20 protein-coding genes are annotated in these 19,488 nt (G+C 63.4%); 5 read left to right on the forward strand and 15 right to left on the reverse strand.

Annotated elements, in window-relative coordinates:
- The first annotated feature begins 175 nt into the window (after positions 1–175).
- The 3 genes from NKL04_RS29735 (at position 176) to NKL04_RS29745 (ending at position 3,412) form a co-directional block, all read left to right on the forward strand.
- On the forward strand, positions 176–1,231 hold the full coding sequence (locus tag NKL04_RS29735; RefSeq protein ID WP_023704241.1) for a sugar phosphate isomerase/epimerase family protein: 1,056 nt from the start codon (positions 176–178) through the stop codon (positions 1,229–1,231).
- An 18-nt stretch (positions 1,232–1,249) separates the two neighbouring features.
- A complete protein-coding gene (locus NKL04_RS29740; protein WP_023700155.1) occupies positions 1,250–2,437 on the forward strand; it encodes a Gfo/Idh/MocA family protein in 1,188 nt (395 codons plus the stop codon).
- A 123-nt stretch (positions 2,438–2,560) separates the two neighbouring features.
- A complete protein-coding gene (locus NKL04_RS29745) occupies positions 2,561–3,412 on the forward strand; it encodes a sugar phosphate isomerase/epimerase family protein (protein ID WP_023700154.1) in 852 nt (283 codons plus the stop codon).
- Positions 3,413–3,492: 80 nt separating this feature from the next.
- Here NKL04_RS29745 and phnE (NKL04_RS29750) read toward each other — a convergent pair whose 3' ends face one another.
- The 8 genes from phnE (NKL04_RS29750) to NKL04_RS29785 all read right to left on the reverse strand — a co-directional run bounded on the left by phnE (NKL04_RS29750) (position 3,493) and on the right by NKL04_RS29785 (position 11,120).
- Complete coding sequence (phnE, locus tag NKL04_RS29750) at positions 3,493–4,860, reverse strand: phosphonate ABC transporter, permease protein PhnE (protein WP_023700153.1); 1,368 nt, start codon at positions 4,858–4,860, stop codon at positions 3,493–3,495.
- Positions 4,861–5,817: a phosphonate ABC transporter, permease protein PhnE gene (gene phnE / locus NKL04_RS29755; RefSeq protein ID WP_023669831.1), complete on the reverse strand. Its 957-nt coding sequence runs from the start codon at positions 5,815–5,817 to the stop codon at positions 4,861–4,863.
- A gap of 56 nt (positions 5,818–5,873) precedes the next feature.
- Positions 5,874–6,782 carry a phosphonate ABC transporter substrate-binding protein gene (gene phnD, locus NKL04_RS29760; protein WP_023669830.1) on the reverse strand — a complete coding sequence of 303 codons (909 nt, stop codon included), beginning with the start codon at positions 6,780–6,782 and terminating at the stop codon, positions 5,874–5,876.
- Between the two features lie 148 nt (positions 6,783–6,930).
- Entirely contained in the window at positions 6,931–7,788 is an 858-nt protein-coding gene (gene phnC, locus NKL04_RS29765; RefSeq protein ID WP_023669829.1) for a phosphonate ABC transporter ATP-binding protein, read from the reverse strand.
- 130 nt (positions 7,789–7,918) lie between these two features.
- Entirely contained in the window at positions 7,919–8,536 is a 618-nt protein-coding gene (locus NKL04_RS29770) for a DapH/DapD/GlmU-related protein (RefSeq protein ID WP_023669828.1), read from the reverse strand.
- Complete coding sequence (phnL, locus tag NKL04_RS29775; protein WP_023669827.1) at positions 8,533–9,240, reverse strand: phosphonate C-P lyase system protein PhnL; 708 nt, start codon at positions 9,238–9,240, stop codon at positions 8,533–8,535. The genes NKL04_RS29770 and phnL overlap by 4 nt, the downstream gene beginning before the upstream one ends.
- Before the next feature lie 207 nt (positions 9,241–9,447).
- Positions 9,448–10,224, reverse strand: coding sequence for a phosphonate C-P lyase system protein PhnK (gene phnK, locus NKL04_RS29780; RefSeq protein ID WP_023700151.1), 777 nt, complete (start codon positions 10,222–10,224; stop codon positions 9,448–9,450).
- Complete coding sequence (locus NKL04_RS29785; RefSeq protein ID WP_023726432.1) at positions 10,221–11,120, reverse strand: alpha-D-ribose 1-methylphosphonate 5-phosphate C-P-lyase PhnJ; 900 nt, start codon at positions 11,118–11,120, stop codon at positions 10,221–10,223. Before NKL04_RS29785 ends, phnK begins: the two co-directional genes overlap by 4 nt.
- 65 nt (positions 11,121–11,185) lie before the next feature.
- Here NKL04_RS29785 and NKL04_RS29790 point away from each other — a divergent pair, with 65 nt between their 5' ends.
- The gene (locus tag NKL04_RS29790; RefSeq protein ID WP_023699000.1) at positions 11,186–11,404 is read left to right on the forward strand and encodes a hypothetical protein; all 219 of its coding nucleotides are present in this window, start codon (positions 11,186–11,188) and stop codon (positions 11,402–11,404) included.
- Between the two features lie 2 nt (positions 11,405–11,406).
- Here the strand turns inward: NKL04_RS29790 and NKL04_RS29795 are convergent, their stop codons facing one another.
- From NKL04_RS29795 to phnG, 3 genes are read right to left on the reverse strand one after another with little or no spacing between them, the layout of a single operon-like run.
- A complete protein-coding gene (locus tag NKL04_RS29795; RefSeq protein WP_023700150.1) occupies positions 11,407–12,519 on the reverse strand; it encodes a carbon-phosphorus lyase complex subunit in 1,113 nt (370 codons plus the stop codon).
- On the reverse strand, positions 12,520–13,131 hold the full coding sequence (gene phnH / locus NKL04_RS29800) for a phosphonate C-P lyase system protein PhnH (RefSeq protein WP_023700149.1): 612 nt from the start codon (positions 13,129–13,131) through the stop codon (positions 12,520–12,522).
- Entirely contained in the window at positions 13,131–13,592 is a 462-nt protein-coding gene (phnG, locus tag NKL04_RS29805; protein WP_023700148.1) for a phosphonate C-P lyase system protein PhnG, read from the reverse strand. The genes phnH and phnG overlap by 1 nt, the downstream gene beginning before the upstream one ends.
- Positions 13,593–13,709: 117 nt before the next feature.
- Here phnG and phnF point away from each other — a divergent pair, with 117 nt between their 5' ends.
- Positions 13,710–14,459, forward strand: coding sequence for a phosphonate metabolism transcriptional regulator PhnF (phnF, locus tag NKL04_RS29810; RefSeq protein WP_352463288.1), 750 nt, complete (start codon positions 13,710–13,712; stop codon positions 14,457–14,459).
- A gap of 271 nt (positions 14,460–14,730) precedes the next feature.
- Here phnF and NKL04_RS29815 read toward each other — a convergent pair whose 3' ends face one another.
- The 4 genes from NKL04_RS29815 to NKL04_RS29830 form a co-directional block, all read right to left on the reverse strand.
- Positions 14,731–15,750 (reverse strand): zinc-binding alcohol dehydrogenase family protein, encoded by a 1,020-nt coding sequence (locus tag NKL04_RS29815; RefSeq protein ID WP_023700146.1) that lies wholly within the window; start codon positions 15,748–15,750, stop codon positions 14,731–14,733.
- A gap of 74 nt (positions 15,751–15,824) precedes the next feature.
- On the reverse strand, positions 15,825–16,790 hold the full coding sequence (locus NKL04_RS29820) for an ABC transporter permease (RefSeq protein WP_023683015.1): 966 nt from the start codon (positions 16,788–16,790) through the stop codon (positions 15,825–15,827).
- 23 nt (positions 16,791–16,813) lie between these two features.
- Positions 16,814–18,337, reverse strand: a complete 1,524-nt coding sequence (locus NKL04_RS29825; protein ID WP_023700145.1) for a sugar ABC transporter ATP-binding protein — start codon at positions 18,335–18,337, stop codon at positions 16,814–16,816.
- 147 nt (positions 18,338–18,484) lie between these two features.
- Positions 18,485–19,477 carry an ABC transporter substrate-binding protein gene (locus NKL04_RS29830; RefSeq protein WP_023700144.1) on the reverse strand — a complete coding sequence of 331 codons (993 nt, stop codon included), beginning with the start codon at positions 19,475–19,477 and terminating at the stop codon, positions 18,485–18,487.
- Positions 19,478–19,488 lie beyond the last annotated feature (11 nt).

The following is a 19,488-nucleotide window of genomic DNA, read 5'->3' on the forward strand; positions in this document are numbered from 1 at the left end:
AAATGGAATGCCCTGGCAGCTTTGCGCGTGAGTCAAATGGCTTGACCCATTTTCGGTATTTGGTAATACCAGAATGCCGATACGAGAATGCACATCGCAAGAGACCAAAGAGGCTGGCCCTGCTTTCATCAGGCGCTATGCTTGGTCCTTGGAAAAATGAATTGGGAGGATGCCGATGCCGTCGACAATGAAGGGTCCGGGGCTGTTTCTGGCGCAGTTCGCGGGGGATACCGCGCCGTTCAATTCGCTGGCCTCGATCACCAAATGGGCGGCCGGTCTCGGTTACAAGGGCGTGCAGATCCCGACCTGGGATGCACGCCTGTTCGACCTCAAGAAGGCGGCATCTTCCAAGACCTATTGCGACGAGGTGAAAGGCATCTGCGCGGATGCCGGCGTCGAGATCACCGAACTGTCGACGCATCTTCAAGGGCAGCTGGTGGCGGTGCACCCGGCCTATGATGCCCAGTTCGACGGCTTTGCACCGCCTGCGGTGCACAACAACCCCAAGGCCAGGCAGAAATGGGCGGTCGAACAGATGGAGTTCGGCGCCAAGGCCTCGAAGAATCTTGGCCTGAAAACCTCGGTGACGTTTTCCGGCGCTCTGGCCTTCCCGTATCTCTATCCCTGGCCACAGCGGCCGGCCGGGCTGATCGAGGAGGCCTTTGCCGAACTCGGCACACGCTGGAAGCCGATCCTCGACGTCTATGACGAAAACGGCGTCGATGTCGGCTACGAGATCCATCCTGGCGAGGACATCTTCGACGGCGCCACCTTCGAGATGTTCCTAGATGCGGTTGGCGGCCACAAGCGCTGCAACATCAACTACGACCCGTCGCATTTCCTTTTGCAGCAGCTCGACTATCTCGAATTCATCGACATCTATCACGAGCGGATCAAGGCCTTCCATGCCAAGGATGCCGAGTTCAATCCGACGGGGCGGCAAGGCGTCTATTCCGGCTATCAGAGCTGGACCAATCGCGCGGGGCGATTCCGCTCGCTTGGCGACGGGCAGGTCGATTTCGGCGGCATCTTCTCCAAGCTTACCCAGTATGGCTACGATTCCTGGGCGGTGCTGGAGTGGGAGTGTTGCCTCAAGCATCCGGAGGACGGCGCGGCCGAAGGCGCGCCCTTCATCCAGCACCACATTATCCGGGTGACGGAAAAGGCCTTTGATGATTTCGCCGGCGGCACCACCGACAAGAAGATGCTGCGCGCCATGATGGGTATTTGACACAAGCAGGAGAAAGACATGGTCGGCGCATCGAAGTCGGAAGCGGGGGGCGGCCCGATCCGTTATGGTATGGTCGGCGGCGGCCAAGGCGCCTTCATCGGCGCGGTGCACCGGATCGCGGCGCGCATGGACAATGACTTCGTGCTGGTGGCCGGCGCCCTGTCGGCCAATCCCGAGCGCGCCAAGGCTTCCGCCGCCGAACTCGGTCTCGACCCGGCGCGCAGCTACGCCTCCTATGCCGAGATGGCCAAGGCCGAGGCCAAGCGCCCGGACGGCATCGAGGCGGTGGCGATCGTCACCCCTAACAATGTGCACGTGCCGGCGGCCAAAGCGTTTCTCGAGGCCGGCATCCACGTCATCTGCGACAAGCCGCTGGCGACCACCTTGGCTGAAGCCAGGAAGCTAGCGGCGATAGTCGAAAAGACCGGCAAGGTGTTCGTGCTGACCCACAATTACACTGCCTATCCGATGATCCGGCAGGCGCGCGAGATGGTGGCCAAGGGGCAGCTTGGCGACATCCGCATCCTTCAGTCCGAGTACCCGCAGGACTGGCTGACCGAGGATCTTGCCGCCACCGGCCAGAAGCAGGCGGCGTGGCGCTCCGACCCCAAGCAGGCGGGCGCGGGCGGCGCGCTCGGCGACATCGGCACACATGCCTACAATCTGGCGCGCTTCGTCTCGGGTCTGGAGCTCGATTCCCTGTCGGCCGATCTCGACGCTTTCGTGCCGGGGCGACTGCTCGACGACAATGTCAATGTCATGCTGCGCTTCAAGCCGGTCGGCAAGGTGCATCCGGCCAAGGGCATGATCTGGGCAAGCCAGGTGGCGCCCGGCCACGAGAACGGGCTGAAGCTGCGCATCTATGGCTCTAAAGGCGGCCTGGAATGGGTGCAGGCCGATCCGAACTATCTCTGGTACACGCCGTTTGGCCAGCCCAAGCAGCTGCTCACCCGCAACGGCGCCGGCGCGCTGCCGGTTGCGGGACGCGTCAGCCGCGTTCCGTCTGGCCATCCGGAAGGCTATCTCGAAGGCTTCGCCAACATCTACCAGGAGGCGGCGCGCGCGATCCGCGCGGCACGCAAGAAGGGCGGCAAGCCGGGCAAGGACGTGGTGTTCCCGACCATCCAGGACGGCGTCGAAGGTATGGCGTTCATCGAGGCCTGCGTGAAGTCGTCGAAGAAGAACGGGGCGTGGACGAAACTTTAGGTAGCGCCGGCGCCAAGTCTCTTCTCCCTTCGGGGAGAAGGTGGCCGCTAAGCGGCCGAATGAGGGCGCATGGTGCGAGGTGCGAAAGAAACCAGCGCGCCGTCAAATGGGGAGGGGCTGTCGATGAAAATCGGCATGTGCATGTTTTTGTGGACGACTTCCGTGTCTAAGAAACACGAGCCGTTGCTGCGCGACATCAAGGCGACCGGCTTCGACGGCGTCGAGATACCGATCTTCTCAGGCACGCCAGAGGACTACAAGAAGCTTGGCGATTTGCTCGACCGCATCGGGTTGGAGCGCACGGCTGTTACGGCGATGGGCGACCCGGCGATGAATCTGATTTCGCCGGATGCCGCGACCCGCAAGGCCGGCATCGGCTACATGAAATGGGCGATCGATTGCGCCCAGGCGCTCGGCGCGAGTACGCTGAGCGGGCCGCTGCATTCGACGCTCGGCGCCTTCTCCGGCAGCGGGCCGACCGCTGCCGAGAAGAAGCGCTCGATCGCCTCGCAGCGCGCCATTGGCGATCATGCCGGCAAGCGGAACGTTACCATCGGGTTGGAGGCGCTCAACCGTTTCGAGTGCTATCTGCTGAACACGATGGCCGATCTGTCCGAGCACGTCGACGCCATCGACCGGCCGCACATCAAGGCGATGTACGACACCTTCCACGCCAATATCGAGGAGGCCGACCCGATCGGCGCCTACATGAAGCACCGGCGGAATGTCGTGCACGTCCACATTTCGGAGAACGATCGCGGCGTGCCGGGACGCGGGAACATTCCGTGGAAAGAGACTTTCGCGGCCATCCGCAAGAGCGGCTATGACGACTGGCTGACGATCGAGGCGTTTGGCAGGTCGCTGAAGGATCTGACGGCGGCGACCAAGGTGTGGCGGGATTTTTCCGAGACGCCGGAGGCAGTTTATCGCGAGGGATACAGGCATATCAGGGATGGGTGGAAGCGGGCGGCTTAGCCGCGCCGCCCAAGGAGTGCTGCGTTCCTTCACACCCCCCTCTGTCCGGCAGGACAGAGGGGGGTGCTGTCCCTCGCACGTCACCCCTCCTCGGCCTGCATCCTGTTGTAATCATGGATGGTCCGGCTGAGCCGGCGCCTCAGGAAATTCGAGATGTTGTCGAACACAAACACGACGAGCAGGATCAGCAGCACCATGTAGAAGACGTTGGCCCAGTTGGAATTGGTGCGCATGGCTTCCCAGAGTTTCAGGCCGATGCCGCCAGCGCCGACGGCGCCGATGATGGTGGCGCCTCTTGTGTTGGATTCCCACTGGTAGAGCGTCTGGCTGATGAAGACCGGGATCACTTCCGGCATGACCCCATAGCGCTGCACCAGCAGGCCGTTGGCGCCGGTCGACTTGATGCCCTCGCGCGGTTTGTCGTCGATGTTTTCCAGGCTTTCCGAATAGATTTTGCCGAGCGTGCCTATTTCGGTGAAGAAGATCGCGGCGCTGCCGGCGAGCGGTCCCGGGCCGAAGGCGCGGGTGAAGAACAGCGCCCAGATCAGCATGTCGACCGATCGCATGAAATCGAAGAAGCGCTTGAGCACCTGGCCGAACAATCCGCTCGGCGTGATGTTGCGGGCGGCGAAGAAGGCGAGCGGGAAGGCGACGAGGCCGCCGAGCAACGTGCCGAGAAAGGCCATGACGATGGTCTGCAGCAGTTTCGTCCAGACGTCGCCATGCTGCCACTGCGCATTGTTCCAGATGTTGTCGCCGGCGAGCGCGAGGTTCGAGGTGCCAGGCTTAAGTTCCGGTCCGGACCAGATCAGCGAGATCACTTCACTGGCCGATTTGCCGAAGAAGGGCGAGCGCGTGTCGAAGACGAAATTTGCCCAGCCGAGGAAGCGCTTGCGGACCTTGACGCGATCGACGGTGACGCGCACTTCGCCGACAAAGCCCATCCTGGCGACGATCTCGTCGTCATGCGCGGTGATCCAGCCAGGCACCGGACCTGTAATTACCGGCTTACCGCTGGTCAGCGCCACCGGCACCATCTCGCCATTGGCGACGATCGTCGCTTTGGTCTTGTCGAAGGTGACGGACCTGGCCGCGCCATCGATCAGGACGGTGAAGGTGCCATCCGCGTTCTTGACAACCCAGTCGGGATCTGGGTTCTCGCCGAGTGCTGAAAACCGCGGGTATTTCGGCGTGATTTCAGGCTGGTCGAGGCGGAATTCAGGCTGCAGATCGTAGCTGATCCATTGCGTCAGGAAGAGCGGCAGGCGCTCCCAATGCGAGTCGCGCATCACCTGCGGCAGGTCGAAAAACCACAAGGCGTAAACGAGGTAGAGCAGGATGCCGCCGAACAGGAACAGCGGCGCGAAGCGCTTGTAGGCCGGCCGCCGAAAGATTTGCGGATAGCGTTCCTCGATCGACTGGACCTGATCAGTGGTCAAAGCGGTCATTTAAGCGCTCATCAGAAAAGCTTGCTCGCCGACCAGCTTGCGGCGCAGCCAGGCGGAGAACTGGTCGACGATGAAGATCGTCGTGAACAACAGCAGCACCAACGCCACCGTCTTGGCGCCGAAACCGCGCGATATCGAGAGCTTCAGTTCCTCGCCGATACCGCCGCCGCCGACGGCGCCGATAATGGTCGAGGCCCGCACGTTGATCTCGACGCGCAGCAATGTGTAGGACATGAAATTGGGCAGCACCTGCGGCAGGTCGGCGAAGCGCACGCGCTCGAACCAGTTGCCGCCGACCGCTCTCAGGCCCTCTTCGGCGCGCATGTCGATGTTCTCGTTGATTTCATAGAACAGCTTGCCCAGCGCGCCGATCGAATGCAGGCCAATGGCGATGATGGCTGCGATCGGCCCGGTCGAGACAATGGCGGCGAACAGGCCGGCAATGACGATTTCGGGAAAGGCGCGCAGCAATTCCATGAAGCGCTTGACGACGAGCCGCAGCGCCGGATGCGGCGTCAGGTTGCGCGCGGCGATGAACGAAAACGGCACGGCGAAGATGAAACCGATGAAAGTCGAGACCAGCGCCACGTTGAGTGTGGTCAGCATCAGCTCGAAATATTCGGGGATGTAGAAGCCGCCCCAGACATAGACGCGGCCGAGCGGGAAGTTGAACTCCTGGGTGCCGGTGTCATGCGGCGAGGCGATGTCGAACAGCGCCCGCCAGACGTCGTTCCAGTCCTTCGGGATCAGCCAGCTGAGGAAGTCGAATATATGCGGCAGCCGGTCCCAGAAGTGACCGGCATTGGCCTCGTCGGCGAACCACATGCTCGACAGCGTCGCCGCCAGCAGCAGGCCGATGCCGAGGATGGTATAAAGCCGCCGCAACGATATCTGGCGCTGCCAGGCGTTGGCTACCTGCAGGGTCGCGTTGGAGCGGGCTGTTGCTGAGATGGTCATGATCGGGACATGCAAAAAGGGCGGCGTTTTTCACGTCGCCCTTTCTGATTTTGCCGTCAGCCGCCGATGGCTGCCTTACGGGCTTCGACGATGACGTTGTAGAAGTCAGGCTTGACCGGGACGTAACCGGTGAAGTCGCCGCCTTCGACGCCTTCGAAACAGGCCTTGTCCTTCTTCGGCAGGTCGGTGAAGAAGGCGGCAAGCTTGGCGGTCATGTCGTCGCCGAGCGCGGTGCGCACGACCAGTGGGCCGTTCGGGATCAGGCCCGAGCGCCAGACTTCGACGAAGTCGTTGGGGTCGACGGCGCCCTTGGCGGTGACCTTGTGGAAGGTGCCGGAGGTGTAGCCGTTCTTGAAGTCGCCGATGCCGGAGGAATCGTCAACCGCAACGTCGACCTTGCCGTCGCGAACGGCGAGGATGTTGTTTTCATGGCCGCCATTGAACTGGGTCGAGGCGAAGTAGGCGTCGTTCGAGGCGCCGGTGTCCTTCGGGATCTGGGTCAGCGGGATCAGGTAGCCCGAGGTCGAGTCCGGATCGGCGTAGCCGAGCTTCTTGCCCTTGGCCGACTTGATGTCGGTAATGCCCGAAGACTTCAGCGCCAGGCCGATGGAATAATAGCCGGTGGCGCCGTCGGTCTGCTGGGTGGTGAGGATCGGGGTGACCGCCTTCGGGTCCTTGATGTAGACGCTGGCGTAGCCGGAAGCGCCGAGTTCGGCGAAGTCGAGCGTGCCGCCGAGCAGGCCCTGGATGACGCCGTCATAGTCGGCGGCGGGGAACAGCGAGACCTTTTCGAAGCCGAATTCGGTCTTCAGGTGATCGGCCAGGCACTGATAATTGCGCAGGCGGTCGGTTTCGTTCTCTCCGCCGAGGATGCCGACGCGGAATTCCTTGAGGTCGGCCGCATGCGCGGCGCTGGTTGCCATGGCGAGAGCCGAAACGGCGCCGAATACCATCTTCCTGAACATTTGATGTCTCTCCTGTAAGTTCCGGCCCCGCGCCGGCAGCGTTCTTGATTTTTGCAAGTGCCCTTGACGCGGGCGGTCGATCCAGTGCGGCTCAGTTTTGGTCCATGATCTTTTCCGAAAACCGGTATCCACTTTTCGGGATCATGGATCAGTACCCGGGGAATGCGGGCTCGAGCGGGCTGGCGGATGCGGCGATCTTTTGCTTGTAGGCGATGCTGGTCGAGGTGATGGCCTCGGAGATATCGACGCCGTTGCCGTCGGCGCCATAGACCAGGCGCACGGCCTCGCGGTTGAGCGCTTCCGGCGGACCGTCGAAGACGATCTTGCCGGCAGCCATGCCGATGATGCGGTTGCAATAGGTGCGGGCGGTGTCCAGCGTGTGCAGATTGGTGACGACGGTGATGCCTTCGCGCAGGTTGATGTCCTGCAGCGAGTCCATCACCACCTTGGCGTTGAGCGGGTCGAGCGAAGCGATCGGCTCATCGGCGAGCAGCACCTTGGGCTGCTGCATCATGGCGCGGGCAATGGCGACGCGCTGCTGCTGGCCGCCAGACAGCGTGCCGGCTGGCTGCAGTGCGGTGCGGGCGATGTCGAGGCGCTCGAGTGCTGCAATCGCCTCAGCGCATTCGGCGCGGGTAAACATGCCGAGCAGGTTGGAAAAGGTCGAGCGATGATTGAGACGGCCGAGCAGCACATTGGTTAGCACATCGAGGCGCGGCACCAGGTTGAACTGCTGGAAGATCATGGCGCAGTCGCGCTGCCAGCGTCGCAGCGGCGAGCCACGCAGCCGCGAGACCTCGGCACCGTCAAAAAAAATCGATCCCTGGCTGGGGTCGATGAGACGGTTGATCATGCGAAGGAGGGTGGATTTGCCGGCGCCGGAACGACCGATGATGCCGACCATCTGGCCCTGTGGGATCGACAGGTCGATGGCGCTGACAGCGGTGTTCTTGCCAAATCGGCGCGAGACGCCGCGGATTTCGAGCGTGGCAGGGGTCGATAACATCGAAGAGTTCCAGACCTGAATTGATCGTCTGGTTCTCGCCTAGCGCAGCGACATGAACCTGCCATGTCATCACGATGTCAGTTTTGTTACGCTCCACAGCCGTGCGGCAAGTGGGGGTGATCGCACCCGATCAGGCGCCGTATTTCTCGAGGAACGCGTCTGCCTCGAGTACGCGAAAATCGTCGAGCGCGGCGCGCAGCCTGGCGTGGTCCCAGTCCCACCAGGCGAGCGCCTGGTAGCGTTCGGCCGTGCGGCGATCGAAACGCTCGCGGATCGGCTTGGCTGGCACCCCGCCAACGATGGTGTAGGGCGCGACATCCTTCGACACCACAGCGCCGGCGCCTACGGCAGCACCATCGCCGACGGTGACGCCGGGCAGGATGGTCGAGCCGTGGCCGAGCCAGGTGTCGTGGCCGATGGAGACGCGTTTGGCGCGGCGCTGGGCGAAGAATTCTGTTTCGTGCTCGGCGTCGTCCCAATAGTCGGAGGCGCGATAGGTGAAGTGATGCAGCGTCGGCCGCCAGGTCGGGTGGTTTGTGGCGTTGATGCGCACGGCGGCGGCTATGTTGGAGAACTTGCCGATGGTCGCGCACCAGACGACGCAGTCCTGCATGATGTAGGAATAGTCGCCGAGGATGCTTTCGGACACGCGGCTGCGGTCGGCGATCTCTGTCCAGCGCCCCAATGTCGAGTTCTCGACCTGCGCCGTGGCGTGGACCAACGGCGCTTCCGATAGTTTCCTGCTCATGCAGCGATTTTTCCGGCGGCGAAAGAGGTCACGTCGATGATGCGATCGGCGACGGCGTCACGCACATCCGGGTCATGGAAGATGCCGAGCAAGGCGACACCGCCGGCCTTCTTGGCGGCGATCAACGCAACCACAACGTCGCGGTTTTTCGAATCGAGCGAAGCTGTCGGCTCGTCGAGCAGCAAGACCGGATGCTCGGTGATGAAGCCGCGCGCGATATTGACGCGCTGCTGCTCACCGCCCGAGAAAGTCGCCGGCGGCAGCGCCCAGAGCTTTTCCGGCAAATTGAGCTGCCCCAGCAAGGTGCGTGCTTTTTTCCGCGCGCTCTCGCGGTCCTCGCCGCGTTCGACCAGCGGCTCGGCGACCACGTCGAGCGCGGAGACGCGCGGCACGGTGCGCAGGAACTGGCTGACATAGCCGATCGTCTGGCGGCGCACGGAAAGCACCGTGCGCGGGCTGGCGATGGCGAGATCGATCAGGCCGCCCTCATGCTGAACGATGATCTGGCCTTCATCGACGGCATAATTGCCATAGAGCATTTTCAGGATCGAGCTTTTGCCGGCGCCGGAAGGCCCGCCGAGCACGGCGCATTCACCGGCCCGGATCGAGAATGAGACGCCGGCGACAACCGGCAATCTGATGCCGTCGCGCAGATGCATGGTGAAGCTTTTGGCGACGCCGGAAACAACGAGGGGCGTCGGCATCAGAAGGTTCTCCAATCGTTGTTCGTCCGCGGGCCAACACCCCCTCTGCCTTGCCAGGCATCTCCCCCTCAAGGGGGGAGATTGGCTGTCGCGTTCGACTTCGCCATTCTTCTGCATCGTAGAAGGGGCGGGACATAAAAGCTGCTGATCTCCCCCCTTGAGGGGGAGATGGCCGGCAGGCCAGAGGGGGGTGCCTTGGCGCCATCTTCACACCTGTAGAATCGAGGAAACAAGCAATTGCGTGTAAGGCGCGCGGGGATCGTCGAGCACGCGATCCGTCAGGCCGCTTTCGACGACACGGCCGTCTTTCATCACCATCATACGCTGCGACAGAAGCCGGGCGACGGCGAGATCGTGGGTGACGACGATGGCCGCCAGGCCGAGATCGGTGACCAACCCGCGCAGCAAATCGAGCAGGCGCGCCTGCACCGAGACGTCGAGGCCGCCGGTCGGCTCGTCCATGAACACCAGCCTCGGTCCGGTGACGAGGTTGCGGGCGATTTGCAGGCGCTGGCGCATGCCGCCGGAAAAGGCGCGCGGCTCGTCGTCGATGCGGTCCTCGTCGATCTCGACGCGCGACAGCCAGTCGACGGCAGTGGCGCGGATCTTGCCGTAATGGCGGTCACCGACCGCCATTAGCCGCTCGCCGACATTGGCGCCGGCAGACACCGTCATGCGCAAGCCGTCGGCGGGGTTCTGATGAACAAAGCCCCAGTCGGTGCGCATCAGGAAGCGGCACTCGGCCTCGCTCATAAGGTAGAGTTCGCGGAACTGGCCGTCGCGCATGCGGTAGCTGGCGGTGCCAGAAGATGGTAGCAGCCGCGTCGACAGGCAGTTGAGCAGCGTCGTCTTGCCGGAGCCGGATTCGCCGACGACGGCCAGAACCTCACCCGGCCACAGGTCGAAGGTGACATTCTCGCAGCCGACGCGCGAGCCGTAGAATTTGGACAGTTCGGAGACGCGCAGCAGTGGGTCGCCGGTCATTCTGCTGGCCTCATCTTTCCTGCGGTAACATGGCTTTCAGCCGCAAGGTGGCCGCGATGTCCTTCGGCGCGCCGCTTCTCGCAATGGTCGGTGTCGGAGCAGACGAACATGTGGTCGCCATGGTCGTCGAGGATGACCTCGTCGAGATAGACATTTTCCGCCGCGCACAGTGCACAGGGCAGGTCGAAGGTCTGGACCTCGAAGGGATGATCCTCGAAGTCGAGGCTGACGACATCGGTGAAGGGCGGCACGGCATAGATGCGCTTTTCGCGCCCGGCTCCGAACAGCTGCAGGGCCGGCGAACGGTGCATTTTGGGGTTGTCGAATTTCGGCGTCGGCGAGGGGTCCATGACATAGCGGCCCTCGACCTTGACCGGATAGGCATAGGTGGTGGCGATGCGGCCGTGTTTGGCAATGTCCTCGTAGAGCTTCACATGCATCAGGCCGTATTCCTCGAGCGCATGCATTTTGCGCGTTTCGGTTTCGCGCGGCTCGAGGAAGCGCAACGGCTCGGGTATCGGCACTTGGTAGACTAGAACTTGGCCGGCGCTCAGCGGGTGTTCCGGGACGCGGTGGCGGGTCTGGATGATGGTGGCGCTGGCGGTATCGGTCGTCACCGCGACGTTGGCTACCTTCTTGAAGAAGGCGCGGATCGAGACGGCATTGGTGGTGTCGTCGGCGCCCTGGTCGATGACTTTCAGCACATCGTCCGGCCCGATAATCGAGGCGGTGACCTGCACGCCGCCAGTGCCCCAGCCATAGGGCATCGGCATTTCGCGCGAAGCGAAGGGAACCTGATAGCCAGGGATGGCGATGCCCTTGAGGATCGCCCGGCGGATCATCCTTTTGGTCTGCTCGTCGAGATAGGCGAAGTTGTAGGTGGCGATGTCGGTCATGGCGATCAAATCCACTCCCTGCTATTGCATTGACGCCCAGAAAACGGAAATAAAGGCGAAGTCGAATGACTCAGACCGGTTGGATCCAGATTGCAATTCTGCTTCTGGCGTTTGTCTGCGTGGTCGGTTTTGTACCTCGGCGCTTGTTTCTGCCTGCTTCCAGAGATGGCGCGCATGTCACAGGCGGAAACGGCAGCTACGTCGGCGGGCATAGCAGCCATTCCCATGACGGCGGCAACGGGGATGGCGGCAACGGGGGTGGCGGCAATGGCGGGGGCGATTAGGCTCATTCGGCCGCCTCCCGCTTCTCTTCCACCTTTGCAGGGTTCTCTCGAGCTTCGTATTCGGCGCGCATGTGGCGCACCAAATCGAGCTCGGCCTGGAAGTCGACATAGTGCGGCAGCTTCAAATGCTCCACGAAGCCGGTCGCCTGAACATTGTCGGAGTGCGAGATGACGAACTCCTCGTCCTGCGCGGCGGCGACGACATCTTCGCCGAGTTCCGTTGCGCGCAGCGCGCGGTCGCACAGCGCCATGGCCATCGCCTTGCGCTCGCTTTGGCCGAAGACCAGTCCGTAGCCGCGGGTGAATTGCGGCGGCGCCTTGGCCGAGCCCTTGAACTGGTTGACCATCTGGCATTCGGTGACGCGGACCTTGCCGAGCAGCACGGCGAAGGGCAGTTCCGGCACGTCGAGTTCCAGCTCGACCTCGCCGATACGCACCTCGCCGACAAAGGGGTGGTTGCGGGCATAGCCGCGCTGGGTGGAATAGCCGAGCGCCAGCAGAAACCCTTCATCGCCGCGTGACAGCGCCTGCAGGCGGATGTCGCGCGCCATCGGAAACTCAAGCGGCTCGCGGGTGATGTCGCCGGGGACATGGTCCTGCGGCATGTCGCCATCCGGCTCAATCAGCCCTTCGCGGGCGAGGATCGTCGAAACGCGCGGCATGGCCTGCGTTTCCGTCTCGCGCTGGAGCGGTTCGGCGACATCGGCGCCGGCGGCGAGTTCCGGGTCGAGCAGGCGGTGGGTGTAGTCGAAGGTAGGCCCAAGCAGCTGGCCGCCGGGCAAATCCTTGTAGGTCGCCGACACGCGCCGCTCGACCAGCATGGCGCCGGTGTTGATGGCGTTGGTGTAGCCGAAGCGCGGCAGTGTGGTGCGGTAGGCGCGCACCAGGAAGATCGCCTCGATCATGTCGCCGCGCGCCTGGACTATGGCGAGCGCCGCCAGTTCCCGGTCGTAGAGCGATCCTTCGCTCATCACCCGGTCGCCGCCGAGCGCCAGCTGTTCCACGATCTGGTCGAGGCGCAGCGCCGGCACCGAACGGTCGCCGCGACGGCGGTCCGCAAGCAGGCTGTGGGCATTGGCGATTGCGACTTCGCCGCCTTTTACCGCGACATACATTTATGCCTCCATCATCTTGATGCGCGTCGTGCGCGGCAGGCAGGCGATACCGTCGGGCGCCGCCAGGAGGATGTCGACGCCGCGCGGAAAGCGCTGGCTGTTCTGCTTCCACTGTTCGACGAAATGACGCGGCATCTGTGCCGGCGCGATCGCGGCAGAGACTTCGATGCCAGGACCTTCGAGCAACAGCGGCGCGCCCGAGACGAGATTGCTGACCTGCAGGATCAGTGTCGTCGAGCGGTCGGGATAGTCCTGCGTGCCTTGCGAAAAGCCGTCGAGAGCAGCCATCTCGGCCGGGTTGGCGATCAAGGCGAAATGCGCATCGGCCGGCGTGTTGGCAAGTGGCGCGCCGGTGTGGAAACCGAGCCAGGATTTGACTGCCGCGGACGCCTGCAAGGCAGGGTCGAGCCAGAGCGGGGTGTCGTTGTCGCATAGCGAAAGCGCGATGGCGCCGGCGGTTGCCGACAGCGGCGCCGGCGGCCGGGCGAAGGCCGGCAGAGGCTGCACGCTGCCCGGCCGCGCCATGGCGTCCATGATTGCGCGGAAGACGGTCTGGGCGTTGAACACCGGATCGGCGAAACCGCCGTCGATCGATTGAGCTGCGATGTCCATCAGTCTTCTCCGCGCACCATGGTGAAGAAATCCACTTTCGTTGCCGCCGTCTCGGCGCGGCGCTTTTCGCGCGCTTCGCCTTGGGCGGCACGCAGCGGCGCCACCAGCGCGGTTTCGACCGTCCTGCGCTGCGCCGGGTCCTGCCAGAGCGCGTCGGCGATTGCGGCCAGCCTGGCCTTCTTCCTGTCGCGGCCAAGCATGTAGCTGTGGCCGACCTGTCCGGAAGGGAGCCGAACTGTGGCGCGGGTGACCGTCGCTTCACCGACATTGAAGGGTGCGCCGCCGCCGCCGATGCGACCACGCACGGTGACCAGACCGGTTTCCGGGCCACGCAGAAGCTCGGCCTCGGAGGTCAGGCCGGCCTCGTTCCAGAGCCGGGCGATGTCGTCGCCGTTAGCCTGCGCCAGCGTTGCCATGACGTCTTTGCGCTCGGCCTGTTCCCGCGCTTCCTGTCCTCGCATTGGGTTACTCCCTGACCATGTAAAATTTGTCTAGTGATATAGACAACTATACAAATTATACCTATTATCTAACCCGTGTCCATGACGGGTGGATGACAGGGGCTGGAGCGGGGGGAAATGGTGGCTCAAAAGAGCGCGAGCAGCATCGAACGCCGCAGTGGCGTCTCGCTCTGGCGGCAGATCGCCGACCAGATCCTGCATTCGATTGCGTCCGGCGATTTTGCCGAGAATGCCGCGCTGCCGCCGGAGATGGCGCTGGCCGAACGCTACGGCGTCAACCGCCACACGGTGCGCAGCGCCATATCGGCCCTGGTACAGGACGGTGTGCTGCGGGCCGAGCAGGGACGCGGCACTTTCGTGTTGTCGCGCAAGCGGCTGTCCTATCCGATCGGCGCGCGCACGCGGTTTTCGACGGGCCTGCAGGGACAGACTTCGGAACGGCATATCGTGCTGCTCACGTCCGTAGTTGAATCGGCCAGCCAGCGCGTCGCCGACGGCCTCGGCCTTGCCAGGGGCACCGAGGTGATCCGGCTGGAGACGCGCGGCGAAGCCGATGGACGGCCGGTGTCCCGCGCCGCCAGCTGGTACGAAGCAAAGCGCTTCGCCGGCATCGATGCCGTGATGGCGGAGACCGGTTCGATAACCGCCTCGCTCCGGCGTTTCGGCATCGACGATTATCTCCGGCAATCGACGGTTCTGTCGGCGCGTCACGCCGATGCCGCCGACCTTGCCGATCTCGATTTGCAGCCCGGCGCCATCGTGCTGGTCGCGGTCGCCGTCAACGTCACACCGGACGGCCAGCCGATCCAGTTTGCCGAAACGCGGTTTCCGGCGGAGCGGGTGGAGCTGAAGCTGTCGGCGCTGTAGGGAGCGTCGAGACTCATGCGATATCAGACCAACTCGGTCGCGCTCACTTGTCAGCGGCTTGACGTTTGAGGACCGCCTTCCCCCACTCCGTCTCGGCTTCGCCGAGCCACCTCTCCCCCTCCGGAGGGAGAGGAAGGGAGCCCGCCTTGCCAAGCTCGCGCCTTTCCTCTCCCCCGTCGATCGGGGGAGAGGTGTCGAGCGAAGCTCGACGGAGTGGGGGTCGACCTGCGCAGGGCATGGTCAATTCCGGCCGGGTTCACCGCCTGCCATGTTAAGAACCCACCTCGATCACCGCCTTGATCAGCCCGGATTTCTCATGCGCCCATCTTGCGAGATCGCGCGGCGTTCCGGCCAGTGTCGTGCGGTGGGTGACAAGTTTCGCCAGCGGCACCGCGCCGTTGCGGATGGAGGCGGCGACGTGGTCGAAGTCGACTTTCAGCGCATTGCGGCTGCCGACCAGCGTCATTTCGCGTTTGTGGAATTCCGGGTCGGAAAAGACGATGTCGTCCTTGACGACGCTGACCAGCACGAGCGTGCCACCATGCGCGACATGGGCGAAGGCCGACTGCACCGAGGCGGTGTTGCCGGTGGCGTCGAAGACGACGTCGAACCCTTCGCCGCCGGTTGCCTCGCGCACCAGTTCGGCTGCCGCTTTTTGTGAGCCGTCGAGCGTGGCGAAGCCAAGTTCGCCTTTTGCAAAATCCAGCCGCTCCGTGCTCATGTCGAGCAGGCTGACATCGAGCCCGGCGATGCGGGCAAACAGCGCTGCGCCAAGGCCGATCGGCCCGGCGCCGATGACCAGCGTGCGGGCGCCTGGTTCGGCGCGAGCGCGCCGCACGGCATGCGCGCCGATGGCGAGGAATTCCACCGCCGCCGCATCGGCCAGCGACAAGCCGTTTGCCGGATAAAGATTCTGCGCCGGCACCAGGATCTGCTCGGCCATGGCGCCGTCGCGATGGACGCCAAGCACTTCGATCCTGACGCAGCAATTCGGCTTGCCGTGCCGGCAGGCGATGCATTTTCCGCAAGCGAGATAGGGATTGATGATGACGGGCTCGCCCACGGCAAGGTCGACATCTTCGCCGGTCTCGACGACGGTGCCCGACACTTCATGGCCCATGATGCGGGGATAGGCAAGGAACGGGTGCTTGCCTTCGAAGATGTGGTAGTCGGTGCCGCAGATGCCGACATGGCTGACGGCGACCAGCGCCCAGCCGGCAGGCGGCGCTCCTGGCGCCGGCCGGTCTTCCAGGACAAGCTCGCCGGGCGAGCGGCAGACAACAGCTTTCATTCGGCAATTCCAGTGTTTCTCAAAAAAGGCGCCGGTCCGTTGTTAAGCAGGCCGGCGCAGAAGGTCAGGGAGAATTACTTGCCGCGACGGCGCAGCCCGTCGAAATAGACGATGATTATGATCAGCGCGCCGGTGATGATGCGCTGCCAGAACGAGTTGACGTTGAGCAGATTGGCGCCGTTGTTGATGGTGGCCAGGATGAAGGCGCCGAGCAGCGGGCCATGCACCGAGCCGACGGCGCCGAACAGCGAAGTGCCGCCGATCACCGATGAGGCGATCGCCTGCAACTCCCAACCTTCCGCCTGGGTCGGGTTGCCGATGCCGATGCGCGCCGCCAGCAGCACGCCGACGAAGGCCGCGCACAGGCCCGACAGCGTGTAGGCCATATAGATGGTGCGCTGGACATTGACGCCCGAGAGGCGCGAGGCCTCGGCATTGGATCCCACAGAGAAGAGATAGCGGCCCCAGCGGCTGTGGTGCAGGAAGATGTAGGCCGGGATACCGACCAGGATCACCATCCAGAACAGATTGGGGATGCCGACAAAGGAACTGCGCGAGAACGCGGTGAAGCTGTCGCTGTTGATGTTGATCGAATTGCCGTTGGTCATCAACAGGCCGATGCCGCGCAACGAGGTCAGCGTCGCCAGCGTGATTATGAATGGCGGCAGGCCCATCTTGACGATGCCGAAGCCGTGGAACAGGCCGATGGCAACGCCGACCAGCAGCGTCACCAGAATGGCGACCCAGATCGGGAAGCCAGCATTGATCATCATGGCGACAATGACGGTGGCGAAGCCGACCACGGCGCCGACCGAGAGGTCGATGCCGCCGGTGATGATGACGAAGGTCTGGCCGACCGCCATGATGGCGATCATCGAGCCCTGCCGCAAAAGATTGGCGATGTTGTTGGAGGAGGCGAAGCTCGGCGTCGCCACCGACAGCACGATCCAGAGCAGAACCAGCAACGCCAGAAGCGTCAGCCCGAACAGGACGTTGTAGTTCCGTTTCGGTTTTTCGATCGCGACGGTTTCGATGCTCATGGTTCCTCCCGTTTCTTGTTTTGTCAGCCGATCGCCTGTGTCAGCACGTCTTCGTGGCTGGCGGCGCGAAAGCCATGGCTGGCGACCAGTTTGCCGCGCCGGAACACGTGCAGCGTATCGGCGAGCTCATAAACCTCGGGCAGATAGGACGAGATCAGGATGATGCCGGCGCCCTTGGACAACAGTTCCCCGAACAGGCGGTAGATCTCGGCCTTGGTGCCGACATCGACGCCGACCGTAGGCTCGTCGAAGATGAACAGCTTAGCGCCGTGCGCCAGCCATTTGCCGATGACGATCTTCTGCTGGTTGCCGCCGGACAGGCTGGAGGCCAGGGCGCCGCGTGTTGGCGTTTTGATGCGGAGGCCGGCGATCTGGCGATCGGCTTCAGCCTTTTCCTTCGTGTTCGAAATCAGCAGGTTGTTGGAGATGCGCTTGTAGATCGGCAGGTTGAGGTTGAGGCCGACCGGCAGGTTCAGGCACAGGCCCTGGTCGCGGCGGCTTTCTGGCGCCAGCGCCATGCCGAGCTTGATCGCGTCGTGCTCGGAATTGATGTGGACCGGCTTGCCTTGCCAAAGGACCTGTCCGGCCGACTTCTTGTGGCGGCCATAGAGCGTGGTGACGAACTCGCTCCGCCCGGCGCCGATCAGGCCATAGAGCCCGACGATCTCGCCGGCGCGCACCGTCATCGAGACGTCTTCGAAACCCTTGCCCGACAGGTTTTTCGCTTCAACGATCACGGCACCGGGGGTGAAATGCTCCTTATGGTAGACTTGCTCGATCGAGCGGTTGATCATCATCTTGACCAGCTCGGCGTCATTGGTCTCGGCAATGTTGCGGGTGCCGACCAGCGTGCCGTCGCGCAGCACCGAGACGCGATCGGCGAGTTCGAACACCTCTTCCATGCGATGGCTGATGTAGATGATGGTGACGCCTTCGCCCTTGAGCCTGCGGATCAGCGTGAACAGCTGGTCGGCTTCCTTGCGGGTGAGATAGGCGGTCGGCTCGTCGAAGATCAGGAATTTGGTGCCGCGCACGGTGGCGCGGGCGGCGGCGATCAGCTGCTGCTGGCCGATGGTGAGGTCACCCAGCATGACATGCGCCGGCAGGTCGAAGCCGAGACCGTCGATGATCTTCTGCGCTTCCTTGACCATGGCGCGCTGCTGCAGGATGCCGAAGCGCGAATTCTCCTCGCCGAGGAACATGTTGGCGGCGACGGTGAGATGGCGACAGAGCACGACCTCCTGATGCACGGCGTTGATGCCCAGCGCCATTGCCTCGTGCGGGGTTGCCAGCGCTGCCGGCTTGCCCTCCCAGATGACATCGCCGGAGGTGCGCGGCATGACGCCGGTCAGAAGCTTGATCAAGGTGGATTTGCCGGCGCCGTTCTCGCCGACGATGGCGTGGATCTCACCTGCCTTGAAGGCAAGGTGAACGGGCTTCAGCGCATGCGTGCCGGGATAGCGCTTTTCCAGCCCGTGCAGTTCGAGGATCGTCCTGCCGGGCGCTAGCGTTGGGGCCGGGTGCAGTTCCTGCGCCATGGGCGTCATGACAATCCTCCCAGATTGGCCTTACGATTGGCACGTCGCGATGCAGTCAAGCCGCATTGTCGAGGTGATTCAAGCCGGTGGATATTCAAGCTTGTATCCGGTGTTTCCGGGGCGCGAGGCCCCGGAAAGGATTTTTGGTCGACGGGCTCAGAGCTTCGGGTTGAGCAGGGCGTCGATCTTGGGGTCTTTCATGTTTGCCTTGGTCACCAGGTTGGCGCCTGTGTCGACATTGGCCTCGACCTTCTCGCCCTTCGAGGCGGCGAGCGCGGTCTTGATGCCGTCATAGCCCATCCGGTACGGATCCTGGACGACGAGCGCGGAAATGACGCCGTCATTGAGGAACTTGATCAGCTTCTCGTCGCTGTCGAAGCCGACCAGCGCCAGCTTGCCGCCAAGGTTGTTCTCGGCGACTGCCTGACCGACGCCCTGCGCCATGATCAGGTTGGACGCGAAGATGCCCTTGAGGTTCGGGTTGGCGGTGATCAGGTCGGTGGCGATGTTGAGACCGGTCGTTGCCTGGCCGTCGGCATATTTGTCGGCGACGAGCTTGAGCCCCGGATATTTCGCGGCCAGCTGCTCGGTGAAGCCCTGCTTGCGCTGCTCCAGCGAACCGGCGCCCGGCGCGTTGGTGATCAGGGCGACGTCGCCCTCGATCTTGCCGCCATTGGCTTCGCCGATGGCTGCTGCAAGACCGTCAGCGGCGACGCGTCCGCCCTGCACATTGTCGGTGGTCAGGAACGAGGTGAACGCCTTGGAGTCGGCGCCGGAGTCGATGCCGATGACCTTGACCTTGCTGGCCGCTTCATCGATGGGCTTGCCGAGCGCCTTGAATTCGGTCGGCGCGATGACGATCGCGGCCGGGTTGCCGGCGACGGCATTCTCGAGGATCGAAACCTGGCCGTTGACGTCGGTTTCAGCCTGGGCGCCGAGTTCGGGTACGTTGACGCCGAGATCCTTGCCGGCCTTGCGGGCGCCGGCCAGGACGATCTGCCAGTAGAAGGACGTGGTGTCCTTGACGATGATCGGAATGGTCAAGTCCGCCGCCGAAGCCGGCGCCGTCTGCAGCGTGCCGGCAAGCATCGAGGCGGCAGCAAGTGCCATCAGTGAGCGGCGGTTGAGAATGCTGGTCACGAATTTCATTAGGAATCCTC

Origin of the sequence: Mesorhizobium sp. C264A (assembly GCF_040324515.1) — a bacterium.
GTDB lineage: Bacteria > Pseudomonadota > Alphaproteobacteria > Rhizobiales > Rhizobiaceae > Mesorhizobium.